A 16,432-nucleotide genomic window follows, 5' to 3' on the forward strand; every position below is an offset into this window, starting at 1 on the left:
AGATCCGTCGCCGACATCGACCCCACCACACGCACATCAGCCTCAGCATCGACAAACGAGAACATCGACACCTCCCCTGAAGCCGACCGGCGAAAACCTGATGACCACAGATTATCGGCACCCACCGACAAAACCGGCCCGCACCAGCCGCCCCGACGGATCGGTCAGACATCGGTCGCGGTTTCCGAGAGTAATGTCTACCGATTGCACCGGGACACTGGAGATCCCAGACGAACGGCATCGACCCGGCCGCTACCGCCGAGCCCTCGCCGCCGCGGCCGTCACACCCGCGGCTGCCAGGCCCACGCCGGCGAGCACGCGGCCGCGGTGCATCGTCGCCCAGGTCTGGGGGCTGAAGTGCAGGGACCGGTCGTCGAAGTCGCCGTGCGCACCGTGGTCGCCCGCCACCGGCTCGTACAGGTTGTCCGCGAATTGGGGGTTCGGGTCGGAGTCGGTTTGCTGCGCAGAGAATCCCGTACGCCCGAGGTAGCGGTCGAGCAGACCTGCGACGACCCGGTTACCCAAGATGGTGCCAACTGTGCTCTCCCCCACCCACATCCGTGGGCGCGGGTGCTCGGCCGCGTACACCACGGCCCGCGCGGCGACCTTCGGCTGATAGATGGGCGGCACCGGTTGCGGGTGTTGTGGCAACTTCGAGCGGACCCAGCTGAACTGCAAGGTGTTCATCGCCGGCATATGCACCATGCATATCTTGACCCGGCTGTGGTCGTGGAGCAGCTCGGTCAGCACGCTCTCGTGAAAGCCGACCACCGCGTGTTTGGAACCGCAGTACGCCGACTGCAGGGGAATGCCCCGGTAGGCCAGCGCCGATCCCACCGAGACGACGACGCCGCGGTCTCGCGGCTTCATGCGCCGCAGCGCCGCGCGGGTGCCGTTGACCTGCCCGAAGTAGGTGGTCTGCGTGGCGCGCGTGAAGTCCGCCGGCGACACCTCGAGGAACGGCGCGAAGATGCCACCCATCGCGTTGTTGATCCACACCGTGATGGGGCCGAGGAGCCGTTCGATCTGTTCGGCCGCGGCGTCGACCTGCTCGTTCTCACCGACGTCGCAGACAATTCCCATACCTCGGCGGCCGGCGCGGCGAACATCGTCGACCGCCCCCACCAGCCCGTCGTGCCCTCGTGCAAGGACCGCCACGTCATAGCCGGCGTCGGCGAAGCCGCGGATGATCGCTCGGCCGAGGCCGGCCGAACCACCGGTGACGACGGCGATGCCCCTGCTCGATGGGGCGGCAGTTGTCTCCGCGATGGCCTCGGCAGCGAACTGTGTCATGGCACCCTCCACGTCGAACACGCGGCCGCGAACGTCGAGGCCGTTGGGTTCGACTACCCAGGAAGCGCGCACCTGAATCGTCGGGTGCACCACCGACCTACTGGGCGACCACCGACTTACTGGGCACTCACCGACTTACTGGGCCGGCCCGATCGGCTCGTCGCCGCGCAGGGTGATGCGGTGCATGACGCGGCGGTTGTCGCCGTAGTCGCGGTTGGCGTAATGCAAGGTGTTGCGGTTGTCCCACAGCACCAGGTCACCCAGACGCCAGCGATGCCGCACGATGTGCTCGGGCTTGGTGAGGTGCGCGTAGAGCAGATCCAGGATTCCGCGGCTCTCCGCGTCGGAGACGCCGTCGATGTGGGAGGTGAAGCCCGGGTTGACGAACAGCGACTTGCGGCCTGTCTCCGGATGCACCCGCACGACCGGATGGCTCACCGGCGGGAGTTCGGTGACTTCTTTTCCGTCCCAAAGGTTTCCGTGACCACCGCGGCGCTGCTTGAGGTAGTAGCCGAATTCGCGGCTGCCGTCGTGGACGGCGGTCAGCTTCTCGACGAGTTCTCGTACCGGCGCCGACAGCGATGCGTAGGCGAGTTCGGCGTCGGCCCAGTTGGTGTCACCGCCGTTGCGGGGCAACACAATCGGACGCAGGATCGAGCCCATCGGAGGGCGCGGCATAAAGGTGACGTCGGTGTGCCAGACGTCGGCGAAACCGTTGTCGGTGCTGTCGAGCGAGTAGACCTCGGCGGGTACGTCGCCACTGTTCCACACGGGGTGTCCGGCGGTCACATCGCCGAGGCGGCGGCCGAATTCGATGTGCGCGGCGTCGTCGAGGTTCTGGTCGCGCAGCACGATCACCTTGTAATCGATCAGGGCCGCGCGGATGGCGCGGACCTCGTCATCGGTCGCCGCGGCGACGTCGACGCCACGAATCTCGGCACCGAAATTCGGCCCGAACTCGTCGATGTCGAATTCGACGCCGGAGGCGACGGTCCCGGCGGGGATCGCCGAGACGGCGGTGTGCTCAGACGGGTCAGTCTGCTCAGAGGTGGTGGTGCCGTGGGTGGAGATGGTCATCGGTGTTCCTACTCGGATCGTGGTGAAGGGTGCGGGTTCCGAGGGTCACCGGCGGCGAACCGTGATGCGAACCGTCCGAGAAGCTCAACGACCGGCCGGCGAGGTCACTCCGGCGGGGTCGTGCTGCGGCGGTTGCGGTCATCACTCCTGTGTAGTCGCCGCCCGACGACTCACCCAGGGTTTTCCGCACCGTGAGTTGAACGCCCGATGGATTGCGGCAGATGGGTTGCGGCGAAGGATGCGAGGAGCGTCGCCGGGGGGGGGGGGGGTTACGACGCCAAGTCTGCCGGAGACGCGCCGACCGCCGCCGCTTTCACCGCCGAGGCGATCTGGCTACGGAGGACGGTGAACTCGGGCGAGTCGCGCACCTCCTCCGGACCGATCCCGGTCCTCGGTATCGGGGAGGTGATGTCGAGGGCGACCCGGCCAGGCCGTGCGGTGAGCACGACGATGCGCGATCCCAGAAATGCCGCCTCGTCGGCGCTGTGGGTGACGAAGACGTTGGTCCGGCCCAGTTCCGTGCTCACCGAACGCAGATCTTCCTGCAATGTCTCGCGGGTGAGCGCGTCGAGGGCGGCGAACGGCTCGTCGAGCAACAGCAACGACGACTCCCCGGCCAGGGCGCGGGCGATGGCCACCCGCTGCTGCTGTCCGCCGGAGATCTCCCAGATGCGGCGCTTGGCGACGTCGCCGAGCCCCACCCGGCGCAGCAAGGCATCCCGTCGCGCGGGCCGCTCGCCCTTGGGCACGCCGGCGTACTTCAGCGCCAGATCCACGTTCCCGCCGACGGTGCGCCACGGGAACAGGCGGGGCTGCTGGAACACCACCCCGGAGCTTCGCCCGGGGATCGGTTCGTGACCGGCCACCGCGACCTGCCCGGCGCTCGGTGACTCGAATCCGGCGATCAGCCGCAGCAGGGTGGACTTGCCGCACCCGGACGCGCCGACCAGAACGAGGAACTCACCCGGCTCGACCTCGAGATCGACGGGTCCGACTGCCGTGATCCGGTCGGCCTTGGACCCGTAGGTCTGCACCACACCGGCCAACGAGATCGCCGCCGTCGACGCCGGGCGCCCGGCACCCGGGTCCAAGTCGACGCCCGAATCCCCGTCTACGCCCGGCTCACTGTGCGGTGAGGACACCGGGCAGTCCCTTCGTGTAGACGGCCTGCTGGAAGGTCGAGGGCGGCGGCGCGCTCGGGATCTGCTGCTGCTCGGCGAGGAACACCGCTGCGCTGTGCAGGTTCTCGGCGACGTTGCCCGGCTGCCCGTCGGTGCCCAGCCAGGTGGGTGAGCTGATCTCGGCAGCGGTCAGGTAGGTGCCCTGCCGGAGCTGGTTGGCGGCATCCTCCGGTGTCGTACCGAGCTGCGCGGCAACGGCTTTCGCGGCGGCCTGCGGGTCGTCGTGAATCAGTACGAGGGCCCGCGCCTGCGCCTTGCGCCAGGTGTCGACGACGGTGGGGTTGTCCTTGGCGAACTGCGTCGAGACCACGCCGAGGTCGAGTGTCGGCTTACCGGCGGTGGCGAGCTGGCGGCTTGCGATCAACGTCTTGCCGTCCTTGCGCAGTTGGTCGAGAGTCGGCAGCCAGGTGTAGACGGCGTCGACGTCACCGCGCTGCCATGCGGCCAGCGACGCCTGCGGCTGCAGGTCGACGATGTCGACGTCCTTGGGATCGACATGCGCCTGCGCGAGCGCGGCGAGCAGGCTGTAGTGAGCCGTCGACGCGAATGCGGTGGCCACGCGCTTGCCCCGCAGGTCGGCGACCGTGTTGATCCCGGTGCCGTTGCGGGCGACGAGGGCCTCGTTGTCACCGGCGACGTCGAGGACGAACGCCACCTGATACGGAATGTTCAGCGGCGCCGAGAGACCGCGCGCGACCGGGCTGGAGCCGATGGCACCGAAGTCGATCTGCTTGGCGATGAACGCGGTGTTGATATCGGCGCCCGAATCGAACTTGGTCCACTTGATGTTGTAGTTCGGCAGCGCGTCCTCGAGCCACCGATTGTTCTTCACGATCAGGTCACCACTCGGAAATGACTGGTAGGCAAGGCGAATGGTCGGCTTACTCGAATCCTGTCCGGACCGGTCGACCGAGCAGCCGGCCATCATGAGCACTGCCGGGATGAAGGCGGCGAGCAGGATCAGCAGTGCCCGCACCGGTCTGTGGTGACGAGAGGGTCTGCGATTGCGAGGGGATGTCATGGGATTTCAGGCCTTTCCACGCCACGGCACCGTACGGTGCTCGATGATCCGCAGGATCCCGTCGATGATCAGACCGGAGATGCCGATCAGCGCTATTCCGACGAGTACCACGGGAGTGTTGTTGTAATTGCTTGCATCCTTGACGACACCGCCGATTCCGGGGATGCCGTTGAAGAGTTCGGCTGCCACCACCGACGAGTAGGCGATACCTACCGAAAGCCGGATGCCGGTGAAGGTTTCGGGCAACGCCGCCGGGATCACGACGTCGCGCAGCACATCTACGCGGCCGGCACCGAGCGCGCGGGCGGCCTCGACGAGCGCGACGGGGGCGGCCCCGACCGCGGCGGTGGTGGCCACCGCAGCCGGCGGAAGCGCCGCAAGCGCCAGCAGCGTGATCTTCGGGGCCTCGTCGATTCCCAGCCAGATCACCAGCAGGAAGAAGTACGCCAGCGGCGGCAGGGCGCGCAGGAACGTCAGCCACGGCTCGAGCACTCGCCGTACCGACGGGATCGACCCCATCACCAGACCCAGGACCACCCCGGCCGCGACTCCGAGGACCACACCGACGAGTACCCGGCGCAACGTCATGTACAGGTGTTCCCACCAGTAGTAGCCCGCATACCCGATGACGCCGTCGTGGGTGGTCGACATGCCCACGAAGGCTTTCCACACCGTGCCGAGTCGCGGGACGAACACCTCGCTCCACACGCCGCTGACCGCCGCCAGCTGCCAGAGCCCGAGGAAGACGATCAGCGACAGCAGCGGCAGACCCACCTGCAGACCCAGAGTCCGCAGCCGCGATCTGCCGGCGGCCTTCGCAGTGCCGGGGTCACCCTCCTGCTCGGGGGCGGAGGTGATGTCAACGAACAATGTCACCGGGAGTTTGTAGCGATCCGGACATCGATCACGCCACAGTTATCCTCACCGTGAAACAAAGTGTGCCCAGTACTTGCGGAACATCAGCCCCGTATGCCGAGCCACACCGCCAGCCCCAGCCCGGCGATGCCGACCGCGATCCGCAGCGGACCCGCGGGCAGACGTTTGACGACGGGCGGGCCGCACCAGCCGCCGGCGAGGCAGCCGAGGGTCATCGCGATCGCGGCCATCCAGTGCACCGGCCCGAAGATGGCGAACCCGATCGCGGCCACCAGGTTCGCGATACCGAGGAACAACGATTTCGACAGCGTTGCCCGCCACAGTGGTTCGCTGGTGAAGACCAGCGCCAATGCCAGCATCATGATGCCGGCGCCGGCTCCGAAGTAGCCGCCGTAGATCGAGATGGTGCCCAGGCCGACATACCAGATCCATGGCTTGTCAACATGTTTGGACGCGAGGTCGCGCAGCCGCGGCTGGGCGAGCAGTGCAACCGACGCGATCGCCACGAGGTAGGGCACCGTCGCCTTGAAGCTGTCGGGTGGCGCGACGAGCAGGATGACGGCACCGACGATGCCGCCGATGAGCGCGGCCACCCCGCCCTTGGCGAGTCGCCTGCGGTCACCGTCGAGCAGGATGCGCCCGGACTGACCGACGCTGCCGACGCCGACCGACACCAGCGCAACGGTATTGGTGACGTTCGCCGCGATCGGACTCAACCCGACGGCAAGCAACGCCGGATAGGTCACGATCGAGGCCATACCGGTGATGTAGCCGATGAGGCCGCCACCGAATCCCGCGACGATGAGCAGAAAGAATTCGAGGACACTCATCGGCCCGCGCGCCCACTCGGCGGGCCGGCGGTCGCGGTGTCAGTGCGCGAAATGCCGCGCACCGGTGAGGTAAAGGGTGATGCCTGCCTCGTTGGCGGCCTCGATGACCTCGTTGTCACGGATGGATCCACCGGGCTGCACGACGGCGCTCACACCGCCGGCGATGAGGACCTGCAAACCGTCGGAGAACGGGAAGTACGCATCGGAGGCCCCCACGCTCCCGCCGGCCCGCTCGCCGGCCCGCTGCACGGCGAGGCGAGCCGAGTCGACCCGATTGACCTGTCCCATCCCGACACCCACGGATGCCCCGTCCTTGGCGAGCAGGATGGCGTTGGATTTCACCGAACGGCAAGCACGCCAGGCGAATTCGAGGTCTGCGAGGGTGTCGGCGTCAGCGGGTGCGCCGGCGGCGAGAGTCCAGGCGCTCGGGGTGTCGCCGGCGGCGTCGATGATGTCGCGGTCCTGCATCAGCAATCCCCCGGTGATGGGGCGGGTCTCGATGCCGCCGCGCACCGGCGGCACCGCACGCAGGATGCGGATGTTCTTCTTGCGCTGCAGCACCGGCAGTGCGCCGTCGGCGAAGCCGGGCGCGATGAGTACCTCGGTGAAGATCTCGGCGACCTGCTCGGCCATCTCGACGGTGATCACCCGATTGGCCGCGATCACGCCACCGTAGGCGCTGACCGGGTCGCACGCATGGGCTTTGCGATGGGCCTCGCCGATATCGGCGCCGACGGCAATACCACAAGGGTTGGCGTGCTTGATGATTGCGACGGCGGGCTCGTCGAAGTCATGTGCGCTGCGCCACGCGGCGTCGGAGTCGGTGTAGTTGTTGTAGCTCATCTCCTTGCCGTGCAACTGCTCTGCCGACGCGAGACCTTCGGGACTCGACGCCGACAAGTACAGCGCCGCAGCCTGATGCGGATTCTCGCCGTAACGCAGGACCGACGAGCGGCGCCACGTCGCGCCCGCCCATTCGGGGAACTCGGTGCCCGTGGGCTCGTGCTCACCCTCGGCGATCGAAGCCGGCGGCGCCACCACGCTCGACATCCACGATGCCACGGCCACATCATAATCGGCAGTGTGCCGGAAAGCCTTGGCTGCCAACTGCTGTCGTTGCGACAGATCGAATCCGCCGGCCGCCACGGCAGCGATGACCGCCTCGTAGTCGTCCGGGTCGACCACGACGGCCACACTCGGATGGTTCTTGGCCGCACCGCGAACCATCGACGGACCGCCGATGTCGATCTGCTCGATGCACTCGTCCGGGCCGGCGCCCGACGCGACGGTCTCGGTGAACGGATAGAGATTGACGATGACGAGGTCGAAGGCCGCAACACCCAACTCGGTCAGCTGGTCGACGTGCGAGGCCTTGCGGGTGTCGGCGAGGATGCCTGCGTGCACCTTCGGGTGCAGGGTCTTCACCCGCCCGTCGAGGCATTCCGGGAAGCCGGTCAGCTCCGACACCTCGATCACCGGAACGCCTTGTGCGGCGATGGTCTTGGCTGTCGATCCGGTCGACACGATCTCGACCCCGGCCCCGTCGAGTGCAATGGCCAGCTCCGCGAGTCCGTTCTTGTCGTAGACGCTGATCAGGGCCCGGCGGATGGGGCGGCGGGAGGCGGCGGTGCTCGGTGCGTTCACGGAATGTGGGCCTTTCGTCCGTCGATGACAACTCCTCGGGTGACGAGATCCGTCACCACGTCGGCGAGCAGCACACGCTCCACCGATTTGATGCGTTCGTGCAGTGTGTCCTCGGTGTCGCCGTCCTCGACGACGACGGGAATCTGGGCGAGGACCGGTCCGGTGTCGACGCCCGCGTCGACGAGATGCACCGTCGTCCCGGTCACCTTGACGCCGTAGGCGATCGCCTCGGCGACCCCATGCGCGCCGGCAAACGCCGGCAGCAACGCGGGATGCGAATTGACGATCCGGCCACCGAATCGTCGAAGAAATTGCGGGCCAAGAATTTTCATGAATCCGGCGGTGACGATCCATGCTGGTTCGACCGCAGCCACCTGCTCGCTCAGCGCGGCATCCCACGCGGCGCGGTCGGCGTATCCGCCGATCGTGCACACGATCAGCGGAATGCCCTCGCGGCTCGCGATCTCGGCCGCCCGGCAGTCACGGTCGACGACGACCGCGGCGACGGTGAACGGTGCGTCGGGCGCGGCGGCGCGGGCGAGCAGCGCCTCGAGCAGTGAACCGGTCCCCGAGGCCATCACCACGATCGCCGCACGACCTGCGGTCGAGGCGTCGGGGGCAGCGGCAGTCACACGTGCGAGCCTAGTTGGCGGGCTCGGCGCCGACCTCGTCGGGGCCGCGGTCAGTGATTCGCCCGGGACCCAGATCCGGGGTCGGCGAATGACCAAGTGCCCTCGTCGACGTCGTCCGGATCGACCCGCGCCGCCGGCGCCCGGCGCCGCGTCGTGCCGTGCCGCTCCTCGGTGGCCGGTTCGACGGCATCGCCATCGGACGCGGCAACGAGATCGGGTTCATCGAGATCGTCATCGCCGTACTCGTACTCGCCGTCGGCCTCGAGATCCTCGAGGTCGCCGTCGTCCTCGAGGTCGTCGAGGTCGGCGGCGAGATGATCATCGTCGTTGGCGGCGTCTGACTCGACCTCGACGTCCAAGCCGGTCTCGTACTCGGCGTCGAAGTCGGTCTCGTTCTCGGCGTCGAGCCAGTCGTCGGCGGTGCGTGCGGTATCAGCTCGCCGGGAACCGGATGTGCGGGTCCGCATCGACGGGAGGAAGTGCTGGACCAGCCACACCGCAAGTCCCAGCGCCGCAATCCACCCGAGCGTGAACACACCCGCAGTGACCAGCGTGATCCCGGTGGTGCCGATCTCGCCGAGCGTTCCCCCGGCCAGCCAGCCGAAGATCACCATGGTGGTGGCAGCAACCGCCGCGGCCATCCCGATCGAACGCGCGTAGTTGAGGGGGTCGGCGGTACGGCACCGCCAGGCCACCCATCCCGCGATCAGTGCGGGCACGAGCAGACCCCACGCCGCCCACCAGACGGAGTGGGCCGGGAGGACGGCAAGTGCCGGTAGCGGTGGCACCGGAGCTCCGCGCACGGCGAACAGATCTGCCGACGCCGGTCCGACGTGTACTTCGGAACCGACGAGTACGGCGGCCGCGCCGACCATCAGGTTGGGCAGGTAGAGGATCGAGAGCAGCGTCAGTCCCAGGTAACCGTCGAAGTCGTATCCGCCGGCGACGAGGTCGCCGAGCGCGTCGAACCGCAGGATGAGCCGGAGCAGAATCAGCAGTCCGCCCGCGGCGACAAGCCCCAGCACCGCGACGAATCCGTAGCGGATGCCGCGCCGATCGGTGACGCTCAGTCGTGACGCCAGCAGTTCGGACCGACCGATCACCACACCGGCCGCGGCGGCCAGGCCCTGGACGACAAAGGTGAGGCCGAATGCAGCCAGCGCGTTGGGGCTCTGGATCGGCAAGACCGATGAGCCGTCCATCACCACGGCCAGCGCGATGGCGGTGACCAGTAGGGCACCGGCGATCGCCGAGCACACGACTGCCACGAACTCCGAGATCGTGTGCCGCGCTCGGCAACTCGACGCCACCACGGCTGCGGTACCGCCGGCCACCAGCAGGGTCGGCAACATCGGCAGGACGCCGATGGTGACGCCTGCGACGGTGATCGGCACCTGGTTGATCGCGAGCCAGCACGCGGCGACGGCGCTTGCGACTCCGGAGAGCCCACTGCCGGCCATGAGCAGGACCGCCAAGACGACCACCAGCGCGAGGACGACCGTGACCACGGGTACGGCGAACGCGACGAGGATCAGTTCGCGCGGACCGCGTTCGGGCCGCTCATGATGGGCACGACGGGCCTGCCGAGCGTCGCGAAGTCTGGTCGCGAGGTTGTCGGTGGAGGCAACGGTTCTCAACGTGGGCATTGGTTCGAGCGTGGCACGTGGGGTCCCTGAGGTGTAGGAGACGCGCCGCAGCCGCCCGCAGAAAGTACCCGAAACCACATGGCCGGTGCGACCTCCTCAACGAGGTCGCACCGGCCATGGGTCAGCAGTGTGTGGCGGTTCAGCCGTTGGCCTGCGGCGGCTCCGGCTTCTGGAAGATCGACGTGGCATTCTCCGAACCGGACACCGGCTCGGAACCCGGCGAACCCGACTGCGGATTCGCCGAGGCGCCCGGGGTGGACGGCGACGACGGCGCGGCATGCGCACCCTGGCCGTATCCCGTGTAGGCCGACGGCTCGTAGGTCGGCGGCTGGTAGGTCGGCGCGGCGCCGGACGGCTGGACACCGGCCGACGACTGCGCGCCGGGCTGCGACGTGGCGGCCGGGTAGGCGGTGGTCGCCTGGGTGGCACCCGGGAACGCCGAGGTCGCCTGCGGCTGCGAGACCGCGCCCTGCGGCTGCGACACCGCGCCCTGCGCCGCCGAACCGTAGCCGTATGCCGACTGGTCGGCAGCAGAGCCGTAGGCCGACGACTGGTCGGCAGAAGTGGTGTCGGTGTCGGCCTTCGACGTCGACGCCGGGCTCTGCGCGGTCTTGACGAGGCCGAGGTCGATGACCAGCCACGCCACGGCGATCAGGAAGATCAGAATCGAGAGGACCAAAAGGATGATGGCACCCGCGCCGTGCCCGACCGAATAGTTCGACGAGGAGGGCGTCTCGAACCCGGCATAGCTGACGATGGTGACCAGCACCCCCGCAGTTGCCCCGGCGGCGACGAGCGGCGCCACCCGGTAGGACTTGATCAGACCGGTGAAAGCGATGAAGCCGGTGGCCACCACAAGGACGTAGGCCCCGACGAACTCGGTCTGGAAAAGTCGCTGCGAAGTCGCGACGGCGCTCGGCCCGCTGATCGTCCAGCCGGCCGCGAATCCACAGAAGAGCAGGACGACGCCGAGGAAACCGATGGTGGCGGCGAGGACGGGCGCCACGATCGGCGGCAGCTCGAACGGCTGTGCGGGAGCTGCGGGGGCCCCGTAACCCTGCTGGCCGTAGCCCTGCTGGCCGTAGCCCTGCTGGCCGTAGCCCTGCTGCCCATAACCTTGCTGGCCGTACTCCTGCTGGCCGTAGCCTTGCTGGCCATAGCCCTGCTGACCGTAATCCTGCTGACCGTAGCCCTGCTGGGCAGCGCCTTGGTCCGGCTGACCGTAACCCTGCCCGTAGGACTGCGCAGAGCCCTGCTGGGCCGGCTCCTGCTGGGCCGGATCCTGCTGGCCGTAGCCCTGCCCATAGGAGGGCTGCTGCCCGTATCCCTGCTGCCCGTATCCCTGCGGTGAGGACGTCTGCCCTGGCTGCGGATATCCCGCGGCCGGCTGACCGTAGGGCTGTCCCGGCTCGGGCTGCTGCCCGTAGCCGGAACTTCCTGGCTGGTAGGTCATGAGATTCTCCTGCCGATTACGTGTAGGTCGCTGGTCCCCGGGCGCGCACACAATTGCTCACACCCCCGAGCACACTCCGGGACCACGCTAATACATTGCGCGATCCAGCCACAGGGGTCGGTGTATTCGGCTGTGTACCCGGCAGCCACGGAGCCGGGCGCGCGTCATCCGGCTGAACGACGCACACAGCGCGCTCACCAGGTGTGTGCCGCACCTTGTTTCTCGTACCAGGTGATCAGCGCGGGGTCGTCGACCGAACGCGGGTCGATGTCGACGGGCCGGCCGGCCAGGACCGAGGTGACCGGCACCTCGAGCTTCTTACCGGTCCGGGTGTGCGGGATGCCGGGGGCCTCGACGAGTTCGTCGGGAACGTGCCGGGGCGACAGTCGCGCGCGGATCTGCGCGACCACCCGCCGGCGTAGGTCGTCGTCGAGTACGGCCCCGGGGACGAGCGTGACGAACAACGGCATCCAGTAGGCACCGGCGGGCCCGTCGACGCCGAGAACGAACGCCTCGGCGATGTCGTCGATGCTCTCGACGACCTCGTAGATGTCGGCCGACCCCATCCGGATTCCGTGCCGATTCAGGGTTGCGTCGCTGCGGCCGTGGATGATCAGCGATCCGCGGTCGGTGACGGTCACCCAGTCTCCGTGCCGCCAGACGGGCGCGGTCGGGCCGACCCCGCTCCACTCATGTTCGAAATACGCGGCACGGTAACGAGACCCGTCGGGATCGCGCCAGAATTCCACGGGCATCGACGGCATCGGCGCGGTGATCACCATCTCCCCCACCTCCTCGGTCAGCGGCGTACCGTCGGGCGCCCAACTTTCCAGCGCCACACCGAGATAGCGAACCGACAACTCGCCCGGCACCACCTCGACGCCCACCGAGCCACCGGCGAACGCCGACACCACGTCGGTACCACCACTGATCGAGGACACCGGGAGCCCGTGCGCCACATTGCTTTCGATCCACTCGAACAGGTCACCGGCCAAGGCCGAGCCGGTACTGCCGATCGCGCGCAGCGCCGAGAGGTCATGGTCGCGGCCCGGCACCACATCGACCTTGCGTGAGGCCTGCAACTGCCCGGGGCTGGTGCCGAAGTAGGTCACCCGCTCGTCGGCGACGATCTGCCACAACCGATCCGCGTCCGGATACAGCGGGGAGCCGCTGTAGCAGACGATCGTCGAGCCGCACAGCAATCCGGCGACCTGGAAGTTCCACATCATCCAGCTCAGCGCCGTCTGCCAGAAGAACACGTCGGCGTCGCCGAGGTCTGCATGCAGCGCACCGGCTTTGAGGTGTTCGAGGACGACGCCGCCATGGCCGTGCACGATGCCCTTCGGCCGCCCGGTGGTGCCGGAACTGAACAGCACCCACAACGGGTGATCGAAGGCAACCTGCACCGGCTCGACGGCCGTCCCGACGGCGATGGCCTGTTCGAAAGCGATGTTCTCGGCACTCGATTGCGGGAGGCGCGTGGCGTCACCGACGACGATGTGCCCGGCCAGGTCCGGCAGCGCGTCGGCGAGCTCGGCACTGTCGGCGACCTTGTCGATGTCCTTGCCGCCGTAACGGTAACCGGTGGTGGAGAACAGCACCTTCGGATGCAGCTGACCCAGGCGGCCCGCGGCCCCCTCGGGCGCATAATCCTGGCCACACCCGGACCAGATGGCGCCGAGCGACGCAGTGGCGAGAAAAGCGACGACGGCCTCCGGGACATCGGGCAGATACGCGGCGACCACGTCACCTTGCCCGACGCCGAGGCCGGCGAGCGTCCCGGCCAACGCCCCGACCATCCGGGGCAGCTCCGACCAGGTGATCACCGACCGGCTGCCTGCCTCGTCGACTCCGACGATCGCCGGGCGGTCGGGCTCGTCGCCCTGCGCGATCGTGCGCGCGTGCCGCATCACCTGATCCACGTAATTCAGCCGGACGTCGGGAAACCAACGCGCACCGGGCATATCGACAGATGCCAGGACCGCCGCGTCGCCGTCACCGAGTGGCGTGGCGATCTCGTCGAGCCCGAAGAAGTCCCAGACCGAGCGCCAGAACGCGGCCGGCTCCGCCGTCGACCACGCCCACAACGCCGGGTAGGAGTCGCCCACCTCGATGCCGTATCGACGTGACACCATGTCGGCGAAACGTGCCATCTGCGTGCGACGTTCAGACGGCACGACCGCGCCCACCTCGTCGGTCACCGCAGCGAACCGAGGATCTCGACGGATTCCTCCCGCATCGCCACCTTGCGCACCTTGCCGGTGACCGTCATCGGGAACTCCTTGACGACGTGCACGTATTTCGGGATCTTGTGCCGGGCGATCTGACCGGTGGCGAATTCGCGAACGTCGGCGGCGGTCAGCTCGGATGCGCTCTCACGCAAGCGAATCCAGGCCATCAGTTCCTCTCCGTACGTGTCGTCGGGGACGCCGATGACCTGTGCGTCGAGGATGTCGGGATGGGTGTAGAGGAATTCCTCGATCTCACGCGGATAGATGTTCTCCCCGCCCCGGATCACCATGTCCTTGATGCGCCCGGTGATGCGGACGTAGCCATTCAAATCCATCACCGCGAGATCGCCGGTGCGCATCCACGGCGGCCCCGACGGGTCGGCCGGATCGGCGACGAGCACCTCCGCGGACTTGTCGGGCTGATTCCAGTATCCACTCATGACGCTGTAACCACGGGTGCAGAATTCGCCGGTCTCGCCGCGCGGCAACGTTTCTCCGGATACCGGATCGATCACCTTGATCTGCAGATGCGGCCCCACCCGCCCGACGGTGCCGACCCGCAGCTCCAGCGGATCGTCGACGCGCGTCTGCGTCGACACCGGTGACGTCTCGGTCATGCCGTAACAGATCGACACCTGATCCATGTGCATCCGGTCGACGACCTGCCGCATGACATGCTCGGGGCACGGCGATCCCGCCATGATGCCGGTGCGCAGGCTGGACAGATCGAACTCGGCACCCGAATCGAGCAGGGCGAGTTCGGCGATGAACATGGTCGGCACCCCGTACAAGCTGGTGCAGCCGTACTCGGCGACGGCGCGCAGAGCCGCGGCCGGCTCGAAGGTCGGTGACGGGATCACCATGGCCGCACCGTGACTCGTGGCCGCGAGATTGCCCATCACCATCCCGAAGCAGTGATAGAAGGGCACCGGCAGGCAGATCCGGTCGTCGGCGGTGTAGCCGACCAACTCTCCGACCATGTACCCGTTGTTGCCGATGTTGCGATGCGAGAGGGTGGCACCCTTCGGGAAACCGGTTGTCCCCGAGGTGTACTGGATGTTGATGGGGTCGTCGGGGTCGAGACCCGCCGCACGCTCGGCGACCGCCGCGAGCTCGTCGGCGCCGGGTTCGGCCGTCAGCTCGGCCCAGGCGTCGCTCTCGAACAAGATGACCTCGCGCAACCGGGGCGTGTTCGGTCGCGCGGCGGCGAGCATCTCCGCGTAGTCCGAATCCTTGTACCTGTCGGCGGCGAGCACCACGCAGGTCTCCGAATGGCCCAACGCGAACTCGATCTCCTGCTGGCGGTAGGCCGGGTTGAGATTGACCAGGATCGCACCGATCTCGGCGGCCGCGTATTGCGTCAGGACCCATTCGGCGCGGTTGGGCGACCACAATCCGACCCGGTCACCGGCGCCGACCCCGCGCCGCAGCAGCCCGGCCGCGAGCGCGAGGACGTCGCGCCGGAACTGCGTGTAGGTCCACTGCCGTGCCGACGGCGCGTCGATCAGCGCGATCCGGTCACCATGGCGCGCGGTGATCGACGCGAGCGTCGCACCGATGGTGCCGGTCAACAGTTGCGGCTCGAATTCGCCTTGGGCGTAGGACAATTCGGTCATGGTGGTTACTCTTCCGTGCTCGGTTGCGAATCTGGCGGTCGGGTCGATGCCGCGGCGCGGGCGAGCACTGCCTCGGCCTGCCGGAACACCGGTCCGTCGATCATCTGTCCTTCGATGCTGAACACCCCGCCGCCGAACTCCTCGGAGCCCTCGATGACGCGGCGCGCCCAGTCGATCTCGTCCTCGCCCGGCGTGTAGCCGGCGCGGATGGTGGCCACCTGCGCGGGGTGGATGCAGGCGGTGGCGGCATAGCCGAGCGCGACCGCGTCGGTCACCTCGGCCGCCAGTCCTTCGTCGTCCCGGAAGTCCAGGTGCACGGCGTCGACGGCGAACTTGCCGTTGGCGGCGGCCGCCAGCCGGACCGCGGAGCGGGTGAATCGGACGACGTCGCGGTAGGTCCCCGGACGCAGTTCCCCCGGCCCGAACCGGCTCGACTTGCCGCCGAGTCCGGCGACCAGATCCTCGGCCCCCCACATCAGGCCGATGCAGTTCACCGCGGCGGCGATCTCGTTGACCCGCACGGCGCCGGCCGGCGTCTCGATCAACGCGATGGTCTGCAGGCCCGTCTCGGTGATCGATTCCACCGATTCGGTCTTCGCCTGCATCACCACCCGATAGTTCGTCTCCGACAGCGCCGCCAGGTCACGCCGATGGTCGCCGGTGCCGGTCGGGTTGATGCGCACCACGACCCGGTCGGGATCGAGCGGATTGGCGATCATGGCCTCCCGGGCGTCGGCACGGTTCTCCGGCGACACCGCGTCCTCGAGGTCGAGGATGACGACGTCGGCCCGGTCGAAAGCCTTGCGGTAACGTTCCGGGCGGTCGGCGGGACAGAAAAGCATCGCGGGTCCCGCTGGGGCCCAGGCATTTCCGAATGGCTGCGGGGTGGGTGCGGTCATGGTCTCGTCACAACTCCTCGGTCGACGATGTCG

General features: G+C 68.0%; 13 protein-coding genes. All 13 read right to left on the reverse strand.

Annotated elements, in window-relative coordinates; all coding sequences use genetic code 11:
* Positions 1-252: 252 nt before the first annotated feature.
* On the reverse strand, positions 253-1,293 hold the full coding sequence (locus ACPXB3_RS19265) for an SDR family oxidoreductase (RefSeq protein WP_425729094.1): 1,041 nt from the start codon (positions 1,291-1,293) through the stop codon (positions 253-255).
* 135 nt (positions 1,294-1,428) lie between these two features.
* Complete coding sequence (locus tag ACPXB3_RS19270) at positions 1,429-2,370, reverse strand: TauD/TfdA dioxygenase family protein (RefSeq protein ID WP_425729096.1); 942 nt, start codon at positions 2,368-2,370, stop codon at positions 1,429-1,431.
* A 269-nt stretch (positions 2,371-2,639) separates the two neighbouring features.
* On the reverse strand, positions 2,640-3,512 hold the full coding sequence (locus tag ACPXB3_RS19275) for an ABC transporter ATP-binding protein (RefSeq protein ID WP_425729098.1): 873 nt from the start codon (positions 3,510-3,512) through the stop codon (positions 2,640-2,642).
* Positions 3,493-4,572, reverse strand: a complete 1,080-nt coding sequence (locus ACPXB3_RS19280; RefSeq protein WP_425729100.1) for an ABC transporter substrate-binding protein — start codon at positions 4,570-4,572, stop codon at positions 3,493-3,495. Before ACPXB3_RS19280 ends, ACPXB3_RS19275 begins: the two co-directional genes overlap by 20 nt.
* Positions 4,573-4,578: 6 nt before the next feature.
* Positions 4,579-5,448: an ABC transporter permease gene (locus ACPXB3_RS19285; protein ID WP_425706527.1), complete on the reverse strand. Its 870-nt coding sequence runs from the start codon at positions 5,446-5,448 to the stop codon at positions 4,579-4,581.
* An 83-nt stretch (positions 5,449-5,531) separates the two neighbouring features.
* Positions 5,532-6,278, reverse strand: a complete 747-nt coding sequence (locus ACPXB3_RS19290; protein WP_425729102.1) for a sulfite exporter TauE/SafE family protein — start codon at positions 6,276-6,278, stop codon at positions 5,532-5,534.
* Between the two features lie 39 nt (positions 6,279-6,317).
* Complete coding sequence (purH, locus tag ACPXB3_RS19295) at positions 6,318-7,922, reverse strand: bifunctional phosphoribosylaminoimidazolecarboxamide formyltransferase/IMP cyclohydrolase (protein ID WP_425729104.1); 1,605 nt, start codon at positions 7,920-7,922, stop codon at positions 6,318-6,320.
* The gene (purN, locus tag ACPXB3_RS19300; protein ID WP_425706573.1) at positions 7,919-8,500 is read right to left on the reverse strand and encodes a phosphoribosylglycinamide formyltransferase; all 582 of its coding nucleotides are present in this window, start codon (positions 8,498-8,500) and stop codon (positions 7,919-7,921) included. Before purN ends, purH begins: the two co-directional genes overlap by 4 nt.
* A gap of 104 nt (positions 8,501-8,604) precedes the next feature.
* Positions 8,605-10,200 (reverse strand): DUF6350 family protein, encoded by a 1,596-nt coding sequence (locus tag ACPXB3_RS19305; RefSeq protein ID WP_425706530.1) that lies wholly within the window; start codon positions 10,198-10,200, stop codon positions 8,605-8,607.
* Between the two features lie 139 nt (positions 10,201-10,339).
* Positions 10,340-11,653, reverse strand: coding sequence for a DUF5336 domain-containing protein (locus ACPXB3_RS19310; RefSeq protein ID WP_425706531.1), 1,314 nt, complete (start codon positions 11,651-11,653; stop codon positions 10,340-10,342).
* Positions 11,654-11,847: 194 nt separating this feature from the next.
* A complete protein-coding gene (locus ACPXB3_RS19315) occupies positions 11,848-13,806 on the reverse strand; it encodes an acetoacetate--CoA ligase (protein WP_425729146.1) in 1,959 nt (652 codons plus the stop codon).
* A gap of 44 nt (positions 13,807-13,850) precedes the next feature.
* Entirely contained in the window at positions 13,851-15,500 is a 1,650-nt protein-coding gene (locus ACPXB3_RS19320; RefSeq protein ID WP_425729106.1) for an AMP-binding protein, read from the reverse strand.
* 5 nt (positions 15,501-15,505) lie between these two features.
* A complete protein-coding gene (locus tag ACPXB3_RS19325; protein WP_425706533.1) occupies positions 15,506-16,399 on the reverse strand; it encodes an HpcH/HpaI aldolase/citrate lyase family protein in 894 nt (297 codons plus the stop codon).
* Positions 16,400-16,432: the final 33 nt, after the last annotated feature.

This window comes from Gordonia sp. DT219, assembly GCF_049847065.1.
Classification (GTDB): Bacteria; Actinomycetota; Actinomycetes; order Mycobacteriales; family Mycobacteriaceae; genus Gordonia.

What these genes read in the sequence shown, in the direction of transcription:
- ACPXB3_RS19265 (WP_425729094.1), bottom strand. Translation starts at nt 1,293, where the DNA reads ATGACACAGTTCGCTGCCGAGGCCATCGCGGAGACAACTGCCGCCCCA.
- ACPXB3_RS19270 (WP_425729096.1), bottom strand. Translation starts at nt 2,370, where the DNA reads ATGACCATCTCCACCCACGGCACCACCACCTCTGAGCAGACTGACCCG.
- ACPXB3_RS19280 (WP_425729100.1), bottom strand. Translation starts at nt 4,572, where the DNA reads ATGACATCCCCTCGCAATCGCAGACCCTCTCGTCACCACAGACCGGTG.
- ACPXB3_RS19290 (WP_425729102.1), bottom strand. Translation starts at nt 6,278, where the DNA reads ATGAGTGTCCTCGAATTCTTTCTGCTCATCGTCGCGGGATTCGGTGGC.
- purN (WP_425706573.1), bottom strand. Translation starts at nt 8,500, where the DNA reads ATGGCCTCGGGGACCGGTTCACTGCTCGAGGCGCTGCTCGCCCGCGCC.
- ACPXB3_RS19305 (WP_425706530.1), bottom strand. Translation starts at nt 10,200, where the DNA reads ATGCCCACGTTGAGAACCGTTGCCTCCACCGACAACCTCGCGACCAGA.
- ACPXB3_RS19310 (WP_425706531.1), bottom strand. Translation starts at nt 11,653, where the DNA reads ATGACCTACCAGCCAGGAAGTTCCGGCTACGGGCAGCAGCCCGAGCCG.
- ACPXB3_RS19315 (WP_425729146.1), bottom strand. Translation starts at nt 13,806, where the DNA reads ATGGCACGTTTCGCCGACATGGTGTCACGTCGATACGGCATCGAGGTG.
- ACPXB3_RS19320 (WP_425729106.1), bottom strand. Translation starts at nt 15,500, where the DNA reads ATGACCGAATTGTCCTACGCCCAAGGCGAATTCGAGCCGCAACTGTTG.
- ACPXB3_RS19325 (WP_425706533.1), bottom strand. Translation starts at nt 16,399, where the DNA reads ATGACCGCACCCACCCCGCAGCCATTCGGAAATGCCTGGGCCCCAGCG.